21 protein-coding genes are annotated in these 21,920 nt (G+C 35.2%); all 21 read right to left on the bottom strand.

The window, feature by feature from the left end; all coding sequences use genetic code 11:
- Positions 1 to 127: 127 nt before the first annotated feature.
- The 21 genes from AC4CVH_RS02955 to rimP all read right to left on the bottom strand — a co-directional run bounded on the left by AC4CVH_RS02955 (position 128) and on the right by rimP (position 21,903).
- Positions 128 to 388 carry a stage V sporulation protein S gene (locus tag AC4CVH_RS02955; protein ID WP_182088075.1) on the bottom strand — a complete coding sequence of 87 codons (261 nt, stop codon included), beginning with the start codon at positions 386 to 388 and terminating at the stop codon, positions 128 to 130.
- 147 nt (positions 389 to 535) lie between these two features.
- The gene (gene rny / locus AC4CVH_RS02950) at positions 536 to 2,080 is read right to left on the bottom strand and encodes a ribonuclease Y (RefSeq protein ID WP_490786223.1); all 1,545 of its coding nucleotides are present in this window, start codon (positions 2,078 to 2,080) and stop codon (positions 536 to 538) included.
- Between the two features lie 200 nt (positions 2,081 to 2,280).
- Positions 2,281 to 3,363, bottom strand: coding sequence for a recombinase RecA (recA, locus tag AC4CVH_RS02945; protein WP_490786222.1), 1,083 nt, complete (start codon positions 3,361 to 3,363; stop codon positions 2,281 to 2,283).
- 189 nt (positions 3,364 to 3,552) lie between these two features.
- On the bottom strand, positions 3,553 to 4,140 hold the full coding sequence (gene pgsA / locus AC4CVH_RS02940) for a CDP-diacylglycerol--glycerol-3-phosphate 3-phosphatidyltransferase (protein WP_490786221.1): 588 nt from the start codon (positions 4,138 to 4,140) through the stop codon (positions 3,553 to 3,555).
- Positions 4,124 to 5,467, bottom strand: coding sequence for a 30S ribosomal protein S12 methylthiotransferase RimO (gene rimO / locus AC4CVH_RS02935; RefSeq protein ID WP_490786220.1), 1,344 nt, complete (start codon positions 5,465 to 5,467; stop codon positions 4,124 to 4,126). Before rimO ends, pgsA begins: the two co-directional genes overlap by 17 nt.
- 94 nt (positions 5,468 to 5,561) lie before the next feature.
- Complete coding sequence (locus tag AC4CVH_RS02930) at positions 5,562 to 7,820, bottom strand: FtsK/SpoIIIE family DNA translocase (RefSeq protein WP_490786219.1); 2,259 nt, start codon at positions 7,818 to 7,820, stop codon at positions 5,562 to 5,564.
- 108 nt (positions 7,821 to 7,928) lie between these two features.
- Positions 7,929 to 8,630, bottom strand: coding sequence for a ClpP family protease (locus tag AC4CVH_RS02925; protein ID WP_490786218.1), 702 nt, complete (start codon positions 8,628 to 8,630; stop codon positions 7,929 to 7,931).
- A 59-nt stretch (positions 8,631 to 8,689) separates the two neighbouring features.
- On the bottom strand, positions 8,690 to 9,895 hold the full coding sequence (gene dapG / locus AC4CVH_RS02920) for an aspartate kinase (RefSeq protein ID WP_490786217.1): 1,206 nt from the start codon (positions 9,893 to 9,895) through the stop codon (positions 8,690 to 8,692).
- Positions 9,896 to 9,983: 88 nt separating this feature from the next.
- On the bottom strand, positions 9,984 to 10,256 hold the full coding sequence (locus AC4CVH_RS02915; protein WP_490786216.1) for a YlmC/YmxH family sporulation protein: 273 nt from the start codon (positions 10,254 to 10,256) through the stop codon (positions 9,984 to 9,986).
- Between the two features lie 71 nt (positions 10,257 to 10,327).
- Positions 10,328 to 11,626, bottom strand: coding sequence for a M16 family metallopeptidase (locus tag AC4CVH_RS02910; protein WP_490786215.1), 1,299 nt, complete (start codon positions 11,624 to 11,626; stop codon positions 10,328 to 10,330).
- 134 nt (positions 11,627 to 11,760) lie between these two features.
- The gene (locus AC4CVH_RS02905; protein ID WP_490786214.1) at positions 11,761 to 13,908 is read right to left on the bottom strand and encodes a polyribonucleotide nucleotidyltransferase; all 2,148 of its coding nucleotides are present in this window, start codon (positions 13,906 to 13,908) and stop codon (positions 11,761 to 11,763) included.
- Between the two features lie 75 nt (positions 13,909 to 13,983).
- Positions 13,984 to 14,247 carry a 30S ribosomal protein S15 gene (gene rpsO, locus AC4CVH_RS02900; protein WP_490786213.1) on the bottom strand — a complete coding sequence of 88 codons (264 nt, stop codon included), beginning with the start codon at positions 14,245 to 14,247 and terminating at the stop codon, positions 13,984 to 13,986.
- A 133-nt stretch (positions 14,248 to 14,380) separates the two neighbouring features.
- The gene (locus AC4CVH_RS02895; RefSeq protein WP_490786212.1) at positions 14,381 to 15,301 is read right to left on the bottom strand and encodes a bifunctional riboflavin kinase/FAD synthetase; all 921 of its coding nucleotides are present in this window, start codon (positions 15,299 to 15,301) and stop codon (positions 14,381 to 14,383) included.
- A 2-nt stretch (positions 15,302 to 15,303) separates the two neighbouring features.
- A complete protein-coding gene (truB, locus tag AC4CVH_RS02890; protein WP_490786211.1) occupies positions 15,304 to 16,185 on the bottom strand; it encodes a tRNA pseudouridine(55) synthase TruB in 882 nt (293 codons plus the stop codon).
- Positions 16,186 to 17,139 (bottom strand): DHH family phosphoesterase, encoded by a 954-nt coding sequence (locus AC4CVH_RS02885; RefSeq protein WP_490786210.1) that lies wholly within the window; start codon positions 17,137 to 17,139, stop codon positions 16,186 to 16,188.
- 1 nt (position 17,140) lies between these two features.
- Entirely contained in the window at positions 17,141 to 17,491 is a 351-nt protein-coding gene (rbfA, locus tag AC4CVH_RS02880) for a 30S ribosome-binding factor RbfA (protein WP_490786209.1), read from the bottom strand.
- Positions 17,492 to 17,531: 40 nt separating this feature from the next.
- Positions 17,532 to 19,706 carry a translation initiation factor IF-2 gene (gene infB / locus AC4CVH_RS02875; protein WP_490786208.1) on the bottom strand — a complete coding sequence of 725 codons (2,175 nt, stop codon included), beginning with the start codon at positions 19,704 to 19,706 and terminating at the stop codon, positions 17,532 to 17,534.
- A 31-nt stretch (positions 19,707 to 19,737) separates the two neighbouring features.
- Positions 19,738 to 20,031, bottom strand: coding sequence for a ribosomal L7Ae/L30e/S12e/Gadd45 family protein (locus AC4CVH_RS02870; RefSeq protein ID WP_490786207.1), 294 nt, complete (start codon positions 20,029 to 20,031; stop codon positions 19,738 to 19,740).
- Positions 20,021 to 20,290, bottom strand: coding sequence for an RNase P modulator RnpM (gene rnpM, locus AC4CVH_RS02865; RefSeq protein WP_490786206.1), 270 nt, complete (start codon positions 20,288 to 20,290; stop codon positions 20,021 to 20,023). Before rnpM ends, AC4CVH_RS02870 begins: the two co-directional genes overlap by 11 nt.
- Positions 20,291 to 20,304: 14 nt before the next feature.
- Positions 20,305 to 21,426, bottom strand: a complete 1,122-nt coding sequence (gene nusA, locus AC4CVH_RS02860; RefSeq protein WP_490786205.1) for a transcription termination factor NusA — start codon at positions 21,424 to 21,426, stop codon at positions 20,305 to 20,307.
- Positions 21,427 to 21,444: 18 nt separating this feature from the next.
- Positions 21,445 to 21,903 carry a ribosome maturation factor RimP gene (gene rimP / locus AC4CVH_RS02855; RefSeq protein WP_490786204.1) on the bottom strand — a complete coding sequence of 153 codons (459 nt, stop codon included), beginning with the start codon at positions 21,901 to 21,903 and terminating at the stop codon, positions 21,445 to 21,447.
- Positions 21,904 to 21,920: the final 17 nt, after the last annotated feature.

The following is a 21,920-nucleotide window of genomic DNA, read 5'->3' as shown; positions in this document are numbered from 1 at the left end:
AGTTGTACATCTTTTTAATTTTAACACAGTGTACAATATAGTCAATATAAAATATATATGTATTATAGCATTTTACTTTTAAATAATAAGGGCCTGATAACCTTATCAGACCCCACAAAAAAAAATATTATCTTGGTTGAATTATCAATTTTATTGCTGTTCTTTCCTCACCATCTATTTCAACATCCGTAAAAGCCGGAATGCATATTAAATCGATTCCACTAGGTGCAACAAACCCTCTTGCTATTGCTACAGCTTTTATTGCTTGATTTAAGGCACCTGCCCCTATAGCCTGTATTTCAGCTGCTCCTCGCTCTCTCAATACCCCTGCCAGCGCTCCTGCTACAGAATTTGGACTTGATTTTGCTGAAACTTTTAATACTTCCATAATAATCCTCCTATATAATAACTTTATTTGTTATTGCTGTTACTTTATAATATTCTACAAAAAATTGAAAATTCCTTTTAGATTTCTCAAAGCCTTGTAATTTAAGTAAATCCAAAAGGAATATTTGTCCTTCAATTATTAATTTTATTATTTTGCGTATTCAATTGCACGAGTTTCTCTAATTACATTTACTTTGATTTGACCAGGATATTCTAACTCATTTTCTATCTTCTTAACTACATTCCTTGCCATATCAACGGCTCCTGCATCGTCAACATCTTCTGGTTTAACCATAATTCTAAGTTCTCTTCCCGCTTGAATGGCATATGACTTTTCTACGCCTTCACATGTATTTGCTATTTCTTCTAACTTTTCCAAACGTTTGATGTAAGCTTCAAGCGTTTCTCTCCTAGCTCCAGGCCTTGCTGCCGAAATTGCATCTGCAGCCTGAACAAGTACTGCCTCCAAAGATTGAAATTCTACATCTCCATGATGTGCTGCTATGGCATTTACTATAACAGCAGATTCATGATATTTTTTGGCAACTTCTGCTCCTATAACAGCATGTGGTCCTTCTACCTCATGATCTACAGCTTTTCCTATATCATGAAGCAATCCTGCCCTTTTTGCAACAGTAGGATCTATACCTATTTCTGATGCCATTAAACCAGCTAAATATGAAACTTCTATAGAATGTTTCAATACGTTCTGACCATAGCTGGTTCTGTATTTCAATCTTCCAAGCAACTTTATTACTTCGAGATGCAGACCATGCACCCCTGTCTCAAAGGTAGCCTGCTCGCCTTCCTCTTTAATATCGTTTTCCACTTCTTTTTTAGCTTTTTCAACCATTTCTTCAATTCTCGCAGGATGTATTCTTCCATCAATTATAAGCTTCTCCAGTGCTATTCTAGCTACTTCACGCCTTATAGGATCAAAACCGGATAATATTACAGCCTCCGGTGTATCATCAATAATCAAATCGACGCCTGTAAGTGTTTCAAGAGTTCTTATGTTCCTACCTTCTCTTCCTATTATTCTTCCCTTCATCTCATCATTAGGAAGAGCTACTACATGAACTGTAGTTTCAGCTACATGGTCCGCTGCACATCTTTGAATTGCACAGGTTATAATTTCCCTTGCCTTTTTATCGGCTTCTTCCTTAGCCTTGGTTTCAACTTCCTTAATCATAATTGCAGACTCGTGTTTTATTTCTTTTTGAACTTTTTCAAGCAGCATTTCCTTCGCTTCTTCACTACTAAGTCCAGATAATCTTTGAAGTTCTTCATTCTGCTTCTTGTAAAGTTCTTCAACACTAGACTGCATATTTTGAATACTCTGCTGTTTTTTATCCAAATTGCTTTCTCTCTTCTCAAGAGCATCGTTTTTTCTGTCCAGAAGTTCTTCTCTTTGGATGAGTCTTCTTTCAAGTCTCTGAGCTTCATTCCTTCTATCTCTAGATTCTTTTTCAAAATCATTTCTTAATCTATGAACTTCATCTTTTGCCTCAAGTATAGATTCCTTTTTCAGGGATTCAGCTTCTTTTTTAGATTTATCTTTCAAATTATTAGACTCCTCGAGAGCCTTTTCTTTTATATCAGAAGCTTTTTTCTTTGTTACAAAAAACTCGACTAATATTATAACTGCTATTATTAAACCAGCAATAATTTCATATATCAATACAGAATTCACATGAACACCTCCTTTGCTCTACATTTTATGCATCTATATAATAGGTTAATTGTATACAAGCATAGAAAAGGTGTCATATTATTCAATTGGCGATTTCTAAATACATGATAAACCAGAATTTGTCTTAATTTTATATTATATTTTCATCATTGTCAAGTTAATATAATACAGTAAATTTCAGCCTGCAAAATATTGAGCAGCTATTTGTTATTCTGCTTTTCCTCTTTCACAGTCCCATTTTCACCTACACTCTTCTCGGCAACGTCCTTCTTTTCAAATTTTGCAAGAGGGAGATTATATTTTTTTCGTATTTTATTCTCTACTTCATACCTTATATCAGGATTTTCTTTGAAAAACTGTTTTGCATTTTCTCTTCCCTGACCAAGCCTTACCTCTCCATATGAAAACCAGGATCCGCTTTTTTGTATGAATTCTTCACGAACTCCTACATCAAGCACATTTCCTTCCTGTGATATACCCTGATTGTACATTATATCAAATTCAGCCTGTTTGAAAGGAGGTGCAACTTTGTTTTTTATAACCTTTACCTTTGTTCTGTTTCCAACTATACTGTCTCCTTGTTTAATAGAATCAGTTCTCCTTACATCCATTCTCACTGACGAATAAAACTTAAGAGCTCTTCCTCCCGGAGTCGTCTCAGGATTTCCAAACATAATTCCTACTTTTTCCCTAAGCTGATTTATAAATACAGTCACGCACCTTGACTTGTTTATCGATGCAGTAAGCTTTCTAAGTGCCTGAGACATCAATCTTGCTTGAAGTCCAACATGGGAATCTCCCATATCACCTTCTATTTCAGCCTTTGGAACAAGAGCTGCAACAGAATCAATTACAATCACATCTATAGCATTTGACCTTACAAGTGCTTCAACTATTTCAAGCGCCTGCTCTCCAGTATCCGGCTGAGAAACTATCAAATTTTCAATATCAACTCCAAGATTTTTAGCATAAGCCGGATCAAGTGCGTGTTCCGCATCTATAAATGCTGCTGCTCCTCCGCATTTTTGGGCTTCTGCTACAATGTGCAGTGCAACCGTAGTTTTTCCTGAAGATTCAGGTCCGAATATCTCAACTACTCTTCCTCTTGGAACACCACCTATGCCAAGTGCTATATCAAGATCAAGGCATCCTGTTGGCACAGAATCAATGTCAAGCGTGCTGTGCTCCCCAAGCTTCATTATAGAACCTTTACCAAACTGTTTTTCTATTTGTCCCATTGCGGACTCTATGGCTTTTAATTTTTCACTATTTAAACTTGCCAAAAATTTCACATCCTTTCATACTCGAACGTATGTTCCTGTTAATTATATACCATAGCAAACTTGTAGTCAACAGTTATTATACTTTTATTTAAATTATCAAAGCTGTATTTTAATTATGGACATAATTTTAGAGTTCTAATCCACAAACCTTGACTTTTGGCAGATGAATTAAAACTCTACTTTAAACTCTTATTTGTCTGGTCTCATAACCTCTTTATTTTTAACAAAATAATCTACACCGGATATTATGGTTATAACTATTGCAATTCCCATTGTAACAAGTGTGAGTACATTAAAAAAGCTGCTGAAATTCCATGTAATTTTTCCTAAAAAATCGATTGAAACATCTTTACTGTTGAGATTTAAAAGCGCAATTACAATTGCAATTATCTGTGTAAAAGTTTTTGCCTTTCCCCATGGGCTTGCAGCTATTACTATTCCCTCTGCCGCTGCAACTGTTCTAAGTCCCGTAACTGCAAACTCCCTTGCTATTATAATCATTGACACCCATGCAGGTATTATGTGATATTCTACAAGGGATACAAGTGCTGCTGTTACAAGAAGTTTATCTGCAAGAGGATCCATGAGCTTTCCAAATCGTGTTATTTGATTTCTGCTCCTTGCTATGTATCCGTCAAGTTTATCGGTTATAGAAGCTATAATAAATACCACAATCGCAATAATCTTGAAATACTGTATCCCTTCTACTGCCATAAACACCAAAAAAACAGGGACAAGTATTATCCTAATAATTGTAAGTTTATTCGCTAAATTCATCACATACAACTCCTACCAAATCATATTCTAAACTATCCGTTATCTTTACTTTTAATATAGTACCATCTTTGATTTCTCTTCCACTTTCTCTTTTTACAAATATACACCCATCTATCTCAGGTGACATTTCACAGCTTCTTCCAAAGTAAAATTCATCTTTTATTCCATCTATTATTACATCATATGTTTTTCCAACTTTACTTCTGTTTATTTTTCTAGATATGTTCTGTTGAAGAAGCATTATATCTTCTTCGCGCTCTTGCTTTAAGCTTTCACTTACCTGCCACTTCATACTATACGCCGGAGTTCCTTCCTCTCTGGAATATTTGAACACCCCGAGCTTTTCAAACTTCATACCGGCTACAAAGTCTTTCAGTTCCTGAAAACTTTCTTCATCTTCTCCCGGAAAGCCAACTATAAGCGTCGTTCTTATCGTAATCCCCGGAACCCTGGACCTCAACTTTTCAATATTGTCTATTATTTGAGATTTTGTTCCTTTTCTTCCCATGGCCTTCAAAATTTTATCGCTTATATGCTGCAGCGGTATATCTATATAATTACAGACTTTATCATTTCTTGCTATCTCATCAATCAGATTTTCAGTTATTTCTTCCGGATAACAATACAATAGTCTTATCCACTTTATACCATCTATTTTAGATATCTTGCGTATAAGTTCATGAAGTACCTTTTTTCCATAAATATCAATTCCATACCTGGTTACATCCTGTGCTATAAGTATTATTTCCCTTGTGCCAAGTCGTGATAAATTTCTGCATTCTTCAAGTATTGATTCCATATCCCTGCTTCTATATTTACCTCTTATTTTAGGAATTATACAATAGGTGCAAAAGTTATCACATCCTTCCGCAATTCTAACATAAGCTGTGCTACAGGCTCCCACAGGCATTCTGTCGCCGTCATTCACTGAATTTTTATACCCTGTAAACTTGTATATCCGCTCTCTGCCTTCAATATAATTCTCTATGCTGGAATTTAATTTGTCATAGTCATTTACACCAAGCATTATATCAACCTCCGGCATGAGATCAACAAGTTTTTTCCCGTAACGCTGGCTTAAACATCCGGTCACAATCAATATCCTACATTTAAACTTTTCCTTGTACTTTGACATCTCAAGTATCGTATCTATAGATTCTTGTTTGGCAGATTCTATAAATCCACAAGTATTTACAATGATTATTTCAGCTTCCCGCATATCCAGCGTAATATCATATTCAACCTTTAATTTGTTCAAAATGATTTCTGAATCTATTTTATTCTTGTCACAACCGAGGCTTATAAGTCCAACTTTTAATCTATACAATTTTTTCCTCCCAAATAAGGCCTTAATTTTAAATTATAAACACATATGTTATTTTAAATCTACTTTATATTTTTTACAAGATAAAATACACAATTCAGGACTTATCTTTATATTCATCTTTATCTACAAGAATCTGCCTTGGTTTTGTGCCATCTCTTCCAGATATTATTCCTCTTTCCTCCATTTGTTCTATTATTCTTGCCGCCCTATTATATCCGACCCTCAGTCTTCTCTGAACAAGCGAGGCAGATGCCTGTCCCGCATCTATTACTATTCGTATTGCTTCATGAAGAAGCTCGTCACAATCATCATCCTTAACTTCTGTATTTGTATCTATTTCTTCCATTATTCTATCCTCGTACTGTGGCTCACCCTGATTATCTTTTATAAATTTCACAACATTTTCAACTTCTTTTTCTGCTATAAAGGCTCCCTGTATTCTAACAGGCTTTGACTCTCCTACAGGATAAAAAAGCATGTCTCCTTTTCCAAGAAGCTTTTCCGCGCCACTTGAATCGAGTATTGTTCTCGAATCTATCTGACTTGACACTGCAAATGATATTCTGGAAGGTATGTTTGCCTTTATAACTCCAGTAATTACATCTACAGATGGTCTCTGCGTTGCTATTACAAGATGCATTCCTGCGGCTCTAGCCATCTGTGCAAGGCGGCCTATATAATCTTCAATCTCATTTGGGCATACCATCATAAGATCTGCAAGTTCGTCAATTATCATTACGACAAATGGGAGCTCTGATTCATTATTTCCTTTTTTTACAAGTTCGTTGTATCCCTCTATATTTCTAACTCCATTATCTGCAAAAAGTTTATATCTTCTGTCCATCTCCTGTACAGCCCAGTTAAGTGCTCCTGCAGCCTTTTTAGGGGCAGTAACAACTGGTATCAGAAGATGTGGTATTCCATTGTACACGCTTAGTTCAACTACTTTAGGATCTATCATAAGCAGCTTTACCTGATCCGGAGAATATTTATACAAAAGGCTTATAATCATGGTGTTTATACATACGCTCTTTCCTGATCCTGTAGCCCCTGCAATCAAAAGATGGGGCATTTTTGTAAGATCGGAAACTATGCAATTACCCCCTATGTCCTTTCCAAGACAAAAACACAAATTTGACTTGGAATTTTTAAATTCCTTTGACTCTATAACTTCTCTCAAATATACGGGAGTAAGTACTTTGTTTGGAACTTCTATACCTATAACCGATTTTCCAGGTATAGGTGCTTCTATTCTCACTCCTGCAGCTGCAAGTCCCAATGCAATATCATCTGATAGATTTACTATTTTACTTACTTTCACTCCGGGACTCGGCTGCACTTCAAATCTTGTAACTGACGGTCCCTTGCTTACCTGCATCACTTTGGCATCCACGCCAAAACTGTTTAATGTCTCCTCGAGTTTATTTGCACTCTTTATAAGTCCCCTCTTGTCGTCTGCCTTATTCATGTTAAGTTGTTTATTAACATTTAAGAGACCTGTATCCGGATAGTTGTATACAGTATCTAATCCTTCACTTTCAACCATGTTCTTGTTCAACTCATCATTTATAGACTTGTCCGGAATCTTGTCTGATGCTATTTCTATGTCAATTGGATGATTAAATGACTCTTCTTTTGTCCCCATTATCTCTTCTTTACAGTCATCTGCAATTTGACTTTCCTTTGACTTCATAAAATTTAATATTTTTATCCTGTTGTTTAGACCTTTCACAAAGCCTTCTCTTTCGTTGCTGTCAGTTACTTTTTTCTCGTCATTCTGCTGCACTACAGTATCATCAATCATTTTATCCTTAGAAAAAATCGAAGTTCTTATTCCCTGCAACAAACTATAAACACTGAATTTTGTAATAAGCATAAAGGATATACAATACGCTGCAAGAAATATAATATAACATCCTGTATCTCCAAACAGGTTAAAAAGCGGTATGTCAATAATGAGACTTATTACTCCACCATGTATTATCCCTTCTCTGTTATAAAGCCTGCCTATACTTTCAAATATACTATCTGCTGGATAATAGTCAGACATAATTATCATTTGGATAAAAAGAAGTGTGGTTAAAATAAATAAAAATATTCCATAAAATTTTCTTCCAAAACTAATCCTGTTTTTTGACGCCAGAAAACATCCTCCTACAAATATTATAAGTACAGGAAATACAAAAGCACCAAGTCCCATGATCCCAATAAGCAGTTTTTTTACACCTCTGCCAACTACACCTGATGTTGAAGGCGAAAATACACTAACTATCATTAAAATTCCTATGGTAATAAGTATTATCCCTTTCATATCATTGTTTTCATTGTGTCCTCTTCTCTTTTTTCTCGCCATATAATCACCTCTTCAGCTGTCTCCCATAGTTAATATATTCTACACAGCATGTTCATTTCCTTTTGCGTATTAAATACAAACACCATAGGAGTAGCTGTCCCTATGGCTCTATCTTTGCTCTTTCATAAGCTCATGAAGTTTTAGAAGTGCCTGGCTTATTCCACCGACTTCATCTATTATTCCCACATCCACTGCTTCTTTTCCTATAAGCATGGTGCCAACATCATTCAAAAGTTCATCAGTTTTTGACATAAGCCCGCTCAGCTTTGAACTGGAAATTTTCGATGTTCTTACTATAAAATCATTTACACGATCCTGTATTTTATTAAAATATTCAAAGGTCTGATGCACTCCTATTATCATTCCATTCATTCTAACGGGATGAACTATCATGGTTGCAGAAGGAGAGATAAATGAATAATCCGAGCTGGTGGCAAGAGGCACCCCTATTGAATGGCCTCCTCCTACTACAAGAGACACTGTAACCTTGCTCAAACTGCTTATCATTTCCGCTATGGCAAGTCCGGCTTCAACATCTCCGCCTACGGTATTCAAAACAACAAGTACCCCTTTAGTATTTGGATTTCTCTCAATTGAAACAAGCTCCGGTATCACATGTTCATACTTTGTAGTTTTTGTCTGGGGTGGAAGCACCTCATGCCCTTCAATCTGACCTATTATTGGCAGTATTTGAATCTCATCTCCAGCCTCCGACAGATTTTCTCTCCCGAGCTCCCTTATATTTTCTCTCTTTCTTTCATCTTCAAGTTTATTAGCATTCATTCCCATTTGTTGAATTTTATCCGCCATAATATTTCCTCCCTGCTAAATTATATATACTATATATTGCGCAGTAAGGAAATAAATATTCATTTACAATTCAGATTGAATCCCCTATGAAGTGCATTTATTGCTTTTTCCTGCATTTTTCCATCTACAAGGCACCATATTGTAGTATGTGAATCTGCCGTTTGAAGAACCTGTATATTTTCCTTTGAGAGTATTTTCAATATCTTTGCCATTACTCCAGGTATGCCTCGCATTCCGTTTCCTATAACTGCGATTTTAGTGCAATCATGAATCACAGAATATTCAAGGCCAAGATTTTCCATAACTATTTTGAAATTTTCAGCATCATCTTCACCTATAGTAAAAATTTTCTCTTTTGGAAATACATTTATAAGATCTATACTTATCATTTTATCTGCCAGTTCATCAAAAACACTGTCATAATTTTCATTTGTGGCATTTTTATTATATTTTAAAGTAATTTGGATTCTGTTTTTCATGGATGTTATTCCACTTACAGGCTTCTGTCTTTCTTCCGCCATGTAATTGCTTATAACCGTCCCCTTCACGTCATTCATTGTATTTTTTATGACAAGCGGAATAGAGCTCTCCATAGCAAGTTTCACAGCTCTCGGATGTATTACTTTTGCACCTTGATCCGCAAGCTGAAACACTTCGTTGTAACTTATATTTTTAATAAGAGAGGCATCCTTGACTATCCTCGGATCAGCAGTCATTATTCCATCTACATCCGTATATATTTCAACTCTTTCTGCAGCAAGCGCATTTCCAAGAAGCACTGCAGTAACATCACTTCCTCCTCTTCCCAATGTTGTTATAAAACCTTTCTTTGTCATTCCCTGAAATCCTGCAACTACAGGAATTCCATCTTGTTTCATAACATCAATCAAGTTTTTTCCATCAACATTCAAGACAGAAGCATCGCCGTAGTTGTCATCTGTAATTACAGATGCCTGTCCACCCATAAATGGGAAGGCTTTAAATCCACACTTTGAGATTTCATCTGACATAACCACGGTACTTATAACTTCTCCACAGCTCATTATCAAATCAGAAGCAAACTTATTTTTTGACTTGAACTGGCTGCTCAAAAGTGAAAGAAGAGTATCTGTAGCATACGGCTGACCTTTTCTCCCCATTGCAGATACAACAACTACTGGAGAATATCCGTTTTTCTTTGCATCAAGTATCTTGCCTACAGCATTTTGCCTTCTTTCGTGAGTTGAAACAGAAGTGCCTCCAAATTTTTGTACTAATATCTTCATATCTGTCCTCCACTTTGTTCCTCATTTTAGGAATATTGTTTAAAAATAATGTTTATCTATATCATTTTATTACTAAAATGAAGAGTTGTTAATGGGTCTTTTTCAACTTTTTTTCTTCTGCATCTATTATTATAGTTTTAGAGCCTATTTTTTTCACGCAATCCCACGGAACTTCAATAAATTCATTTTTACCAAAAATACCAAATTTTGATTTCGAAGTTGTTAAAAGAAGTATCTTGAAATTACCATTTTCATCGATTATTATATCATTATTTCCGAGAAAACCAAATCTTTCTCCATCATTTACATTTATAATCTCATATCTTTCCATATCGCTGTACAATTTCATATGTTGCTCCAAAATCACACCACCCCAAAAGTTCATAATATATTTCTTAATAAATTATTATGAACTTTTATACATAGTTATTACTATATATTTAAATTTGGAGCTTCAGCAAAAGGATATATGTCTTTCTGAATAATATTTTCAGCAGTATCAATATCTACATTTTTTCCAACAAATGCAGCACTTTGAATTCCCAATTTCAAAGTTTTCTCCATTACCAGTCTTATTCTTTTATTGTCTATGTCATCTATTTTATCCATTATTTCCTGTGCTGTGCTTACTTTGTTTAAGAAAAGCATTGATTTTCCATTGTTGAACATCCTACTTGTTGTATTTTCCATTCCCAATATATAATTTGCTTTCAACTGTTCCTTCAATTTTGCAAGCTTTTCTGAATCAATACCATCCTTTATGAATTTATCCACCTCATGTTTTATTATGGTAATTGCATCACACACATAATCTGAATTTAAACCTGTATATATTGTAACTGCTCCTATATTGTCAAAAGAAGATATATATGTATATATTGAATAACACAATGATTTTTCTTCCCTTATCTTCTGAAAAAGTATAGAAGACGCTCCTCCACCGAGCACATTGCTAAGAAGCAGCAAAGTATACAAATCATCGTCTCCATTTTTTATGCCACACATACCAAGTGCTAGATGGACCTGTTCTATGTTTTTCTCTCTAAATAGACAGTTTTTTTTAAACTCGGGCTTCGAATATTCGAAGTCCTCTGCCGACGGATTTTCCCAGGTCCCAAAATACTTGTCGAGTAGATACTTCACTTCATCGACATCAAACTTTCCACATATCGATATGACGGAGTTTTCAGGAGTATAGTGATATTTTATATAATCGGTGATCTGTTCCCTCGTAAAAGAATTTACATTCTCCTTGCTGCCGAGTATTGGATATGAAATTGAATTTCCCCCCCACATAGCTCTGCTATGAAGATCAGACAGTACATCTTCCGGAGAATCTTCACTCATATTTATTTCTTCAATTACAACAGCCTTCTCTTTCTCTATGTCTTCAGTCTCAAATTTGCTGTGAAACTTCATATCCGATATTACGTCAAGTGCCAGATCAATATGTGAATCGAGAACTTTTACATAAAAACACGTAGCTTCTTTTCCTGTAAACGCATTTATCTGTCCTCCAACATCCTCTATACATTCAGCTATATTAAAGGCACTTCTCTTCTCTGTTCCCTTGAAAAACATATGCTCTATAAAATGTGATATTCCGTTTTGGGAAGCATTCTCATTTCTAGAACCATTTTTTACCCACAAGCCTGCACTTACAGAATTTACATAATCTATATTTTCCAAAACTATCTTCAATCCATTATGCAGTTTAAATACATTATACATGGATTTCACCCTTTCAAAATCACTTGAATAATCTTGCCAAACAATATTATTTTTATATTATGTACTTTTTATGCTATAACTATGTATACTTAATCTTTAATATAGGGTAAAAATAAAAAGGCACATAAGCCCTTCTATTTTTCTTCTTCCTTTGATTCTTTTTTCTGTGAATCTTTTATTGCATCTTTCCTCGAAAGGTTTACTCTTCCCTGGTTATCTATCTCAACTACTTTTACAAGTATTTCGTCTCCAACAGATACCACATCTTCGACTTTATTTACTCTCTTAAAATCAAGTTTGGATATATGAACCAATCCTTCTTTTCCAGGAAGTATTTCTACAAAGGCGCCAAAATTTGTAGTCTTTGTAACTTTTCCGAGATATATTTCTCCAACTTTTACATCATGAGTAAGATCGTCTATTATTTTTAAGGCCTTATTGTTTGCCTCACTGTCATCTGACATTACAAATATCTTTCCATCTTCCTCTATATCTATTTTTACTCCGGTTTCAGCAATTATTTTATTTATAACCTTTCCTCCTGCACCTATAACATCCCTTATTTTATCAGGATCTATATGCATGGTGCATGTCTTTGGAGCATATTTAGAAAGTTCACGCCTAGGCTCACTTATACAAGTATTTATCTTGTCAAGTATAAAAAGCCTTGCTTCCTTTGCCCTTTTCAAGGTTTCTTTTATGCACTTCATCGAAAGGCCGTGTATTTTTGTATCAAACTGTATAGCTGTTATTCCAACTTCAGTTCCTCCAACTTTAAAATCCATATCTCCAAAGAAATCTTCTATTCCCTGTATGTCAGTCAATATCTTTTCTTCAGAAAGATCATCACTTGTTATAAGCCCCATTGCAATTCCTGCTGCCGGTCTTTTGATTGGAACCCCTGCATCCAAAAGTGCCAAAGTGCTTCCGCATATACTTGCCTGGGAAGTTGATCCATTGGAACTTAAAACCTCTGATACAAGTCTTATTGTGTATGGGAATTCATCCTCTGATGGTATAAGTGGCACAAGTGCCTTTTCTGCAAGTGCACCATGACCTATCTCTCTTCTTCCCGGTCCTCTTACAGGCCTTGCTTCTCCTGTACTGTATGGTGGAAAATTATAGTGATGGATATATCGTTTTGATTCTTCAATTCCTATTCCATCAAGAACCTGTGCATCACCAAGTGAACCTAAAGTTGCAACCGTAAGCACCTGTGTAAGTCCCCTTGTAAACAGTCCTGTTCCATGAGTTCGCGGAAGTAGGGACACCTCACAACTTATAGGTCTTATTTCATCAAATTTCCTCTCATCAGGTCTTCTGTTTTCATTTAAAAGCATATTTCTTACTATTTTCTTCTGTAATCTATAAGTAACATCATTTATGTCAGTCGATATGTCGCCATCATAGTCAGGATGTTCATTTTTAAATTTGTCTTCTTCTTTAAACTCCTGATCAATTTTCTTCTTGACTTCACTCAATGCACTGTTTCTATCATCTTTATCTGATATATACATTGCAGATTTTATCATGTCAAACGAAAAATCGTCTATTTCCTTTTCAAGTACCTCGTCTACCTTGTAAAGCTCCGGTGTATCTTTTGCCTTGCCGTACTTATTCATTACTTTTTCCTGAAACTCTGCAATTTTCTTGCACTCTTCAAATCCAAAACTTATTGCATCATACATTATGTCTTCCGGTACCTCGTCTCCACCGGCTTCCACCATCATTACCCTGTCCTTGGTAGCACAAACTGTAAGTTCAAGTTTACTTTTTGCTCTTTGTTCAAGTGTAGGATTTATCACAAAATTTCCGTCTACAATTCCAACAGAAACAGCTCCAACAGGAGTATCGAAAGGAATACTTGACATGCATAATGCAAGAGATGCACCATTTATGGAAAGTATATCTGGAAGATTATCTTGATCTACAGACATTACAGTACATACAACCTGAACATCATTTCTATATCCTTTAGGAAACAGCGGTCTAAGCGGTCTGTCTATAGCTCTTGCATGAAGTATCGCCTTGTCTGTTGGTTTTCCTTCCCTTTTTATAAACCCACCAGGTATTTTTCCTACGGAATATAATCTTTCTGCATACTCTATATTCAAAGGGAAAAAATCGATTCCTTCTCTAGGTTTTTCAGATGCATTGACATTTATAAGAACTACCGTTTCACCATAACTTATGAAAAAAGCACAGTTGGATAGTCTTCCCACCTTACCATAATCAACCTTCAAAGTTCGTCCTGCAACAGTAGTTTCAATAATTTCACTCATTAAATTACCTCCTTTACAATTAAAATCACAATAATTTTTTTAAAATAATAGAGCGGTCTAGAAGCCGCTCTAAAGTTATTTTCTTAAATTTAATGCCTTTATTATAGCACGATATCTTTCAATATCCTCTTTAATTAAATAATTAAGAAGGCCTCTTCTTCTACCAACCATCATCAAAAGCCCTCTTCTCGAGTGATGATCTTTCTTGTGAATCTTCAAATGATCATTCAAATGATTGATTCTGTTGGTAAGAAGTGCAATCTGCACTTCCGGTGAACCAGTATCGCCTTCATGTCTTGCATATTTTTTCATTATTTCCTGTTTAACTGCCTTTTCCATTTTGCAACACCTCCAATTGTTAATCCCCTCTATTCCAAGAAAAACGTCGGCAATTCGAATTTCTTAGCATAGGGATCACGTTTGTAATTATAGCAAATAAATCTAGTATTGTAAATTAGTTTTATAAATTAATTTACAATCTTCTCGTATAAGCATACTTTTTATCTTTTTCAAGTTGAGCTTTCAAATCGCAAAGACTATCAAATTTTTTCTCGCTCCTGATTCTCTTAATAAAACAAACTTCAATCTTATCACCATATATATCTTTGTCAAAATCAAGAATATTTGTCTCTATGCTAAGTTTGCCATCATGAGTAGTCGGATTGAATCCTACATTTGTTATTCCCTTATAGAAATTGCCTCCAACCTTTACAGCAGTGTAGTAGACTCCTGTCCTTGGAATTATAAATCTCTGATCCATTTTTAAATTTGCAGTTGGAAATCCAAGTTGTTTTCCAAGTTGTTTTCCATAAGTCACACTTCCAGTTATGGAAAACGGACGCGTTAGCATTTTTGAAGCTCTTGTCATATCTCCAGTCTCAGATATAATTTGTCTTATCAGTGTACTGGATACAACTTTCCCTTCATATTTTACAGGAGAAATTATATCTAGTGAAAAATTGTATTTTTCACTAAGTTTTTTCATAAGATCAATATTTCCCATATTCTTATACCCGAATTTGTAATTGAATCCTACCACAAAACCTTTTGCATTATACTTTTCAAGCAAGCTTTCCACAAAATCTTCAGGTTTTATCTTCATAAAGTCATTATCAAAGCTTGCCATATTTATTATGTCCAATCCCGCTTTTTTTAATACATCAAGCTTCATTTCATTGCTCATAAGCATTCTAGGTCCCGCATTTTTATTTATAACTGACCTAGGATGATCTTTAAATGTAAAAACCATACTTTTGGCATCATTTTCACGTGCAAGGTTTATAACTTTATTCACAAGACTCATATGTCCAAGATGAAGTCCATCAAAACTTCCAAGTGCAATATAGGTACTCTCTTTTAAATGTATTTTAAAATTATCTTCAATTATCATCATTGTTAACTACTCCGAATCAATAATTTTGTCATTTTAAATCCAATGTTTTCTTCAACCGAACCTATCCCTATAAACCTGTCCTTGTCTACATATACCCTGTAAAATGTATCTAGCTTCAACTTGCTCAAAAATTTGGGACTTCTAACCGGTACTCCATTAAGTACATGTTTTTTGAAATTCTGCGGTACAAAAACACTCTCATACTCCGAAAGGCATTTATCCATTGGAATAATATACTCTTCAGCATTCACTTCATTCAAGCTGCAAATTTCCACTGAATCGCATATATCAAAACTTCCGGTGTGTGTTCTCACAAGTTCCCACATCGTTCCACCACAGCCAAGACACATCCCTATATCATTGCACAGACTCCTTATGTATGTGCCCTTGGAGCAATTAACTTCAAGTTTTACATAAGGAAGTTTAATTTCATATATTTTTATGGAATATATTTCTATCTTCCTGCTTTTTCTCTCGATTTCTATTCCTTTTCTCGCAAGCTCGTAAAGTCTTTTTCCATTTACTTTGAGCGCCGAATACATTGGAGGTACCTGATCTATAATGCCTTCAAAATTTCTTACGGCATCTGATATTTCATTTTCTGTTATATCCACATCGTGCTCGGATACCATTTTTCCATATCTATCATAGGTATCTGTGGAAACCCCCAGCTTCAACAGTGCTACATAAGTCTTCGAACCATTCATTATGTAATCTACAAGTTTTGTAGCACGTCCTATGCAAATTGGAAGAACTCCTGATGCGCCGGGATCAAGAGTTCCTGTATGTCCCACCTTTTTTATATTCAACATGTATTTTACTTTTCTCACCACGTCAAAAGAAGTCATTCCAACCGGTTTATTTATATTCAATATTCCGTCCATCTACACCATCTCTTTTTGAATTTCCCTTAATATAATATCCGCTGCAAAATCCATATCATTTGAATCCAGCTCGGCTCCGGCAGCTCTTATATGTCCGCCTCCATTGAATTTCTCTGCAATTTTTCTGACATCCACAAAATTTTTTGATCTTAAACTTACCTTGATTTTGCCATCTTCAGATTCCTTCAAAAGTATTGATACCTCAACATTGCTCACTTTAAGGCCCACATTTACAATATCATGTGTATCGATATCCGGATTTTCAAGCATGGATCTTTTAATTTTCACTATACATATATTATCATTTATAAGTTCCATATTGTCAATTGCCATGCCAATCAGTCTAACATCTTCAATACTTTTATTGTCAAACACTGTTCTATGAACTTTGCTGAAATCAAAACCGATACCTATTAATTTTCCTGCAATACTATGAGTTCTCGGAGTCGTTGAAGAATACTTAAATGAACCTGTATCTGTTATAAGTGACGTATACATGCACTCTGCCATGTCTTTGTCTATTTTTACTCCAAGTTCAGAAAGCAGTTCATATACAAGCTCAGAAACTGCAGCTGCTTTTGTATCTACATAATTCAAATCTCCATAATTCTCATTTGTAAGATGATGATCCAGATTTATGATTTTATAATTTCTATTATCAAAATTCAATCTGGCATTTATTCTTTTCTTGTCACCACAATCCAAAACTACTACACAATCCACACTGTCATCAGGTTCGAAACAGCTGGAATCCACTTTGTCAGAGCATGGTAGAAATTTAAAATCTTCAGGTATATCTTCAACTGAAAGAATGCAAGCACGTTTACCTATGCTGCAAAGTCCCTGAAAAAGAGCAAGTGCACTTCCTATAGAATCTCCATCTGGAGATTTGTGAAACGTAATGGCAATATTACTGCACTTTTCAATTACAGCTGCAACATTCCCTATAGACATTCTAATCATGCTCCTTTATTTTTCTTAAGATTTCATCTATGTGCATTCCCTGCTCTATGCTGTCATCAATCTCTATAATTATTTCTGGAGTATTTCTCAGTCTTATTCTGTGTCCTACCTCTCTTCTTATAAATCCTGCAGAATTTTTGAGAGCTTCAAAAGTCTCATCCTTTGACTTATTGTTTCCATAAAGGCTGACATATACTTTTGCATAACTAAGATCCCGTGTAACATCAACTTTAGTTACACTTATCATTGCAGTTATCCTTGGATCTTTTATTTCATTTCTTATTATGCTGCTTATTTCCCTCTTCATTTCCTCATTTATTCTGCCGTTTCTATACTTAGACATCAAACCGTCACCTCCGCATTGATGAAAATATAATATTTAATTAAAGCTCTTTCTTTTTAACCTCTTCAATAATATAAGCCTCTACTATATCACCGACTTTTATGTCGTTGAATTTTTCAATTGAAATTCCGCACTCAAAGCCCTGTGCAACTTCTTTTACATCGTCCTTGAATCTTTTAAGTGAAGCGAGTTCAGATTCAAATATAATTATTCCATCCCTTATTATTCTGACTTTGCTGTTTCTTATTATTTTTCCGTCTAGAACATAACATCCGGCAATAGTACCTATATTTGAGATCTTGTATGTCTGTCTTACTTCAACTTTCCCCGTTACGCTTTCCTTGTAATCCGGCTCAAGCATACCGACCATTGCTGCTTTTATATCATCTATTGCATTGTATATTACCCTATATGTCTTTATATCAACATCTTCTTTTTCAGCTGCTCTTTCAGCATTGCTGTCAGGCCTTACATTAAACCCTATTATAATTGCATTTGATGCAGTAGCAAGGCTCACATCTGTTTCTGTTATTGCTCCTACAGCTCCATGTATTACCCTTACCTTGACTTCATCAGTTGAAAGCTTCTGCAGAGATTGTCTAAGTGCCTCTATGGAACCCTGGACATCTGCCTTTACAATTATATTGAGCTCTTTTACCTTTCCCTCTTTTATCTGGTTGTATAAATCCTCAAGTGAAACCTTATGTGTAGACTGAAGATTTTCTTCTCTTTCTTTTTGTTTTCTTCTATCAGCAATATCCCTTGCTGTTTTTTCATCTTTAACCTGATGGAATCTGTCTCCTGCTGAAGGAACCTCTGAAAGTCCGAGTATCTCAACCGGAATAGATGGTCCTGCAGTTTTTATATTTTTTCCCTTGTCATCAAACATTGCTCTTATTCTTCCATAGGTAGTTCCAACTATTATTGAATCCCCTACTCTTAAGGTTCCATTCTGAACCAAAAGTGTTGCAACAGGTCCTCTTCCTTTGTCAAGTTTTGCTTCAATTACAGCTCCCTTGGCATTCCTGTTTGAATTTGCCTTGAGCTCCTGAACTTCCGCAGTGAGAATTACCATTTCAAGAAGTGTATCAATTCCTTCCTTTGTATGGGCTGAAACCGGCACACATATGGTATCCCCTCCCCAGTCTTCTGGTGTAATACCGTATTCGGTAAGTTCCTGCTTTACCCTGTCAATATTTGCTCCAGGCCTATCTATCTTGTTTATTGCAACAACTATAGGAACATCAGCTGCCTTGCAGTGATTTATAGCCTCCACCGTCTGTGGCATTATACCATCGTCTGCTGCAACTACAAGTATTACTATATCTGTTATCTGGGCACCTCTTGCTCTCATTGCAGTAAACGCTTCATGTCCCGGAGTGTCAAGGAAAGTTATTTTTTCTCCGTTTATGTTTACAGTATAGGCTCCTATATGTTGAGTTATTCCTCCTGCTTCATGAGAAGTAACTTTTGATTTTCGTATAGCATCCAATAATGATGTTTTACCGTGATCAACGTGTCCCATTACAGTTATTACAGGAGGTCTTTTTTCAAGATTTTCATCATCATCGTCATCATCTTCCTGTTCTACCGCCTCTTTGTCTACATCCGTTTCCTTCTTGACAACCATGACATCAAACTTATCTGCAAGTTTTTCCGCTGTTGCAAAATCTATGTCTTGATTTATTGCAGCCATTACACCCATAAATATAAGCTGTTTTATGACTTCAGTAGTAGGCTGACCTATTTTCTCGGAAAGTTCCTTTACAGTTATAGTATCTTCTATTTCTATTATTTTGTCATCATCATTTTTTGCATCTTCAATATTATCAGTGCTGCCTGCCTTGTTTCCAAGAACCTGATTTCCGCTCTTTTTTTTATTTTTTATATTCTTATTTTTCTTCACAGGCTCTTTCTTGTTTTTCTTTACTTCCTCTTTCTTGTTTCCGGTTTTCTTGTCGGACTTTTCTGTGGAATTATCCTTGTGCCCTACGGCAATCTCATTTTCTGCATTTTCATTTTTTTCAGCCTTACCGTCATTTTCAGCATCCGACTTTTCCGAAAGAAACTCCTTTATAAGTTCTGCATCTTCCTCTTCTATAACACTCATATGATTCTTTACTGTTACGTTGAATTCTTCCAAAAGTATTCTTATCAATTCCTTACTTGAAATTTTCAGCTCTTTAGCTAATTGATAAACTCTAATTTTTGACAAATACTTCACCCCCGAAATTAAATTTCTGGTTTTACAGACTTGAAAGTTTTTTACTCATATTTTCATCTGTAATTCCTATAACTTTTATTTCTCTTCTGCCTATTGCACATCCAAGTTCATCCTTACGGTACTTTATCAAAACTTTTATATTATATTTGTTTCCATAATTTAAAAATTTATTTAGTGTATTGGATGAAACATCCTCTGATAGTATAATAAGACTCACCTTACCATTTCTCATGCCATCTTCACATTTATTATATCCTTCAAGAATTTTTCCTGCTCCTTTTGCAATACCTAAAAATCGAAGAAAGCTATCCTTCATTTTGTATTTCTTCTTTCAATTTATCATAAAGTTCAACATCAATCTCGGTTTCAAGATTCTTTTGAAGTCTTTTGTTCTTAAAGGCACTCTCGAGACATGTAGCATTCTTGCAAATGTAAGCTCCTCTTCCATTCTTCTTACCTGTAAGATCTACAAATACTTCTCCGTCTTTATTCTTCACAACTCTTATAAGTTCCCTCTTAGGTTTCATTTCCATACATCCAAGGCACATTCTCTGTGGTATCTTCTTCTTTTTCATAAATCACACCATCCTTATTTAATAATATGATCATCTTGAATTTCTTCACTAGATTCCTGTTCTGGATCAACTTCTTCATCATCAATATGGAAATCCTCTACCTGAGATTTACTTTTTATATCAATTTTCCATCCAGTAAGCTTGGCGGCCAGTCTTACATTCTGTCCTTCCTTGCCTATCGCAAGAGAAAGCTGGTCATCGTCAACCACAGCCTGAGCAAATTTGTTGTCTTCATCCATGTCAACATCAAGCACTCTTGCCGGACTAAGTGAATTTGCTATATACTCCTCAGGAAGTTTGCTCCATTTTATTATATCTATTTTTTCATTTTTAAGCTCATTTACTATACTTTGCACTCTTATACCTTTAGGTCCAACGCAAGCCCCCATAGGATCGACATTCTCATCATTTGAATGAACTGATATCTTTGTTCTGGAGCCTGCTTCCCGTGCAATTGACTTTATCTCTACAACTCCGTCAAATATTTCAGGCACCTCAAGTTCAAACAGCCTTTTTATAAGTCCCGGATGAGTCCTTGAAATAACAATCTGTGCTCCCTTTGTCGTATTTTTCACTTCAACTATATAGAGCTTTATCCTGTCATTGTAGTTATACTTTTCACCTGGCATCTGTTCATTCGGTCCAAGCACAGCTTCTGTTTTTCCCAGGTCTACAAGAACATTGTTCTTGTCTTTTCTTATAACTACACCAGTTATTATATCATCTTCCTTTTCTGCAAACTCGTTGTATATAATTCTTCTCTCTTCTTCTTTTATTCTTTGAATTACAACTTGTTTTGCCGCTTGAGCCGCTACTCTTCCAAATTTCCTAGGTGTTACTTCTATAGAAACAAAATCATCGATTTCATATTTTAAATCTATATCTCTTGCATCTTCTAATGATATTTCATTTACATCGTCTTCTACGTCTTCCACAACTTTTTTCTGGGCATATACATGTATTTCGCCATTTTCCCTATTCATTGTAACTTTTACATTCTGACTACCACCATGTGATGCATAATTCTTCTTGTATGCAGCAACAAGAGCATCCTCTATTGTTGAGAAAAGCAATTCCTTACTTATCCCCTTTTCTTTAACTATCTCTTTCAAGGCCTCTACAAATTCTTGATTCATTTTTCCGTATCCCTCCCCTTAAAAATTGACCTTCAAACTCACACTGGAAATTTTACTTCTTGGAATAACTAAATCTTTTAGCTCAGTCTCAAGTTTCAATTCATCTTCATCAAATTTCAAAAGCTTTCCTTCATATTTCTTCTTTCCTTCAAATAATCCATCTATGCTTACTTTCACAAGACTTCCAGTATATCTTTTAAAATGCTCGTCAGTATATAGTTTTCTCTCAACACCTGGAGATGATACTTCAAGATAATATGAGAAACTTATAGGATCTTCAACATCAAGCATTTCACTTACAGCCCTGCTTACTTTTTCACAATCATCCAAAGTTATTCCCGAACTTTCCTTCTCTATATATATTCTCAAATAATATTCATTTTGTTCCTTAACAAGTTCTAAATGATACAATTCATAATTTAATTTATCAACTATAGGAATTATCAATTCGCGTAGCTTGTTTTCTAAACTATACATTTAGATTCCCTCCTTAT

Source organism: Clostridium pabulibutyricum, assembly GCF_058242705.1.
The sequence above is the reverse complement of the archived record's forward strand: the minus strand, read 5'-3'. Positions and strand labels throughout refer to the sequence as shown.

Bases quoted from the DNA above. Each gene is read 5' to 3' on its own strand.
- AC4CVH_RS02955 (WP_182088075.1), bottom strand. From the start codon at position 388: ATGGAAGTATTAAAAGTTTCAGCAAAATCAAGTCCAAATTCTGTAGCA.
- pgsA (WP_490786221.1), bottom strand. From the start codon at position 4,140: ATGAATTTAGCGAATAAACTTACAATTATTAGGATAATACTTGTCCCT.
- AC4CVH_RS02930 (WP_490786219.1), bottom strand. From the start codon at position 7,820: ATGGCGAGAAAAAAGAGAAGAGGACACAATGAAAACAATGATATGAAA.
- AC4CVH_RS02925 (WP_490786218.1), bottom strand. From the start codon at position 8,630: ATGGCGGATAAAATTCAACAAATGGGAATGAATGCTAATAAACTTGAA.
- dapG (WP_490786217.1), bottom strand. From the start codon at position 9,895: ATGAAGATATTAGTACAAAAATTTGGAGGCACTTCTGTTTCAACTCAC.
- AC4CVH_RS02910 (WP_490786215.1), bottom strand. From the start codon at position 11,626: ATGTATAATGTATTTAAACTGCATAATGGATTGAAGATAGTTTTGGAA.
- AC4CVH_RS02905 (WP_490786214.1), bottom strand. From the start codon at position 13,908: ATGAGTGAAATTATTGAAACTACTGTTGCAGGACGAACTTTGAAGGTT.
- rpsO (WP_490786213.1), bottom strand. From the start codon at position 14,247: ATGGAAAAGGCAGTTAAACAGGAAATAATGAAAAAATATGCAAGACAT.
- AC4CVH_RS02895 (WP_490786212.1), bottom strand. From the start codon at position 15,301: ATGATGATAATTGAAGATAATTTTAAAATACATTTAAAAGAGAGTACC.
- truB (WP_490786211.1), bottom strand. From the start codon at position 16,185: ATGGACGGAATATTGAATATAAATAAACCGGTTGGAATGACTTCTTTT.
- AC4CVH_RS02885 (WP_490786210.1), bottom strand. From the start codon at position 17,139: ATGTCTATAGGGAATGTTGCAGCTGTAATTGAAAAGTGCAGTAATATT.
- rbfA (WP_490786209.1), bottom strand. From the start codon at position 17,491: ATGTCTAAGTATAGAAACGGCAGAATAAATGAGGAAATGAAGAGGGAA.
- AC4CVH_RS02870 (WP_490786207.1), bottom strand. From the start codon at position 20,031: ATGAAGGATAGCTTTCTTCGATTTTTAGGTATTGCAAAAGGAGCAGGA.
- rnpM (WP_490786206.1), bottom strand. From the start codon at position 20,290: ATGAAAAAGAAGAAGATACCACAGAGAATGTGCCTTGGATGTATGGAA.
- nusA (WP_490786205.1), bottom strand. From the start codon at position 21,426: ATGAATCAAGAATTTGTAGAGGCCTTGAAAGAGATAGTTAAAGAAAAG.
- rimP (WP_490786204.1), bottom strand. From the start codon at position 21,903: ATGTATAGTTTAGAAAACAAGCTACGCGAATTGATAATTCCTATAGTT.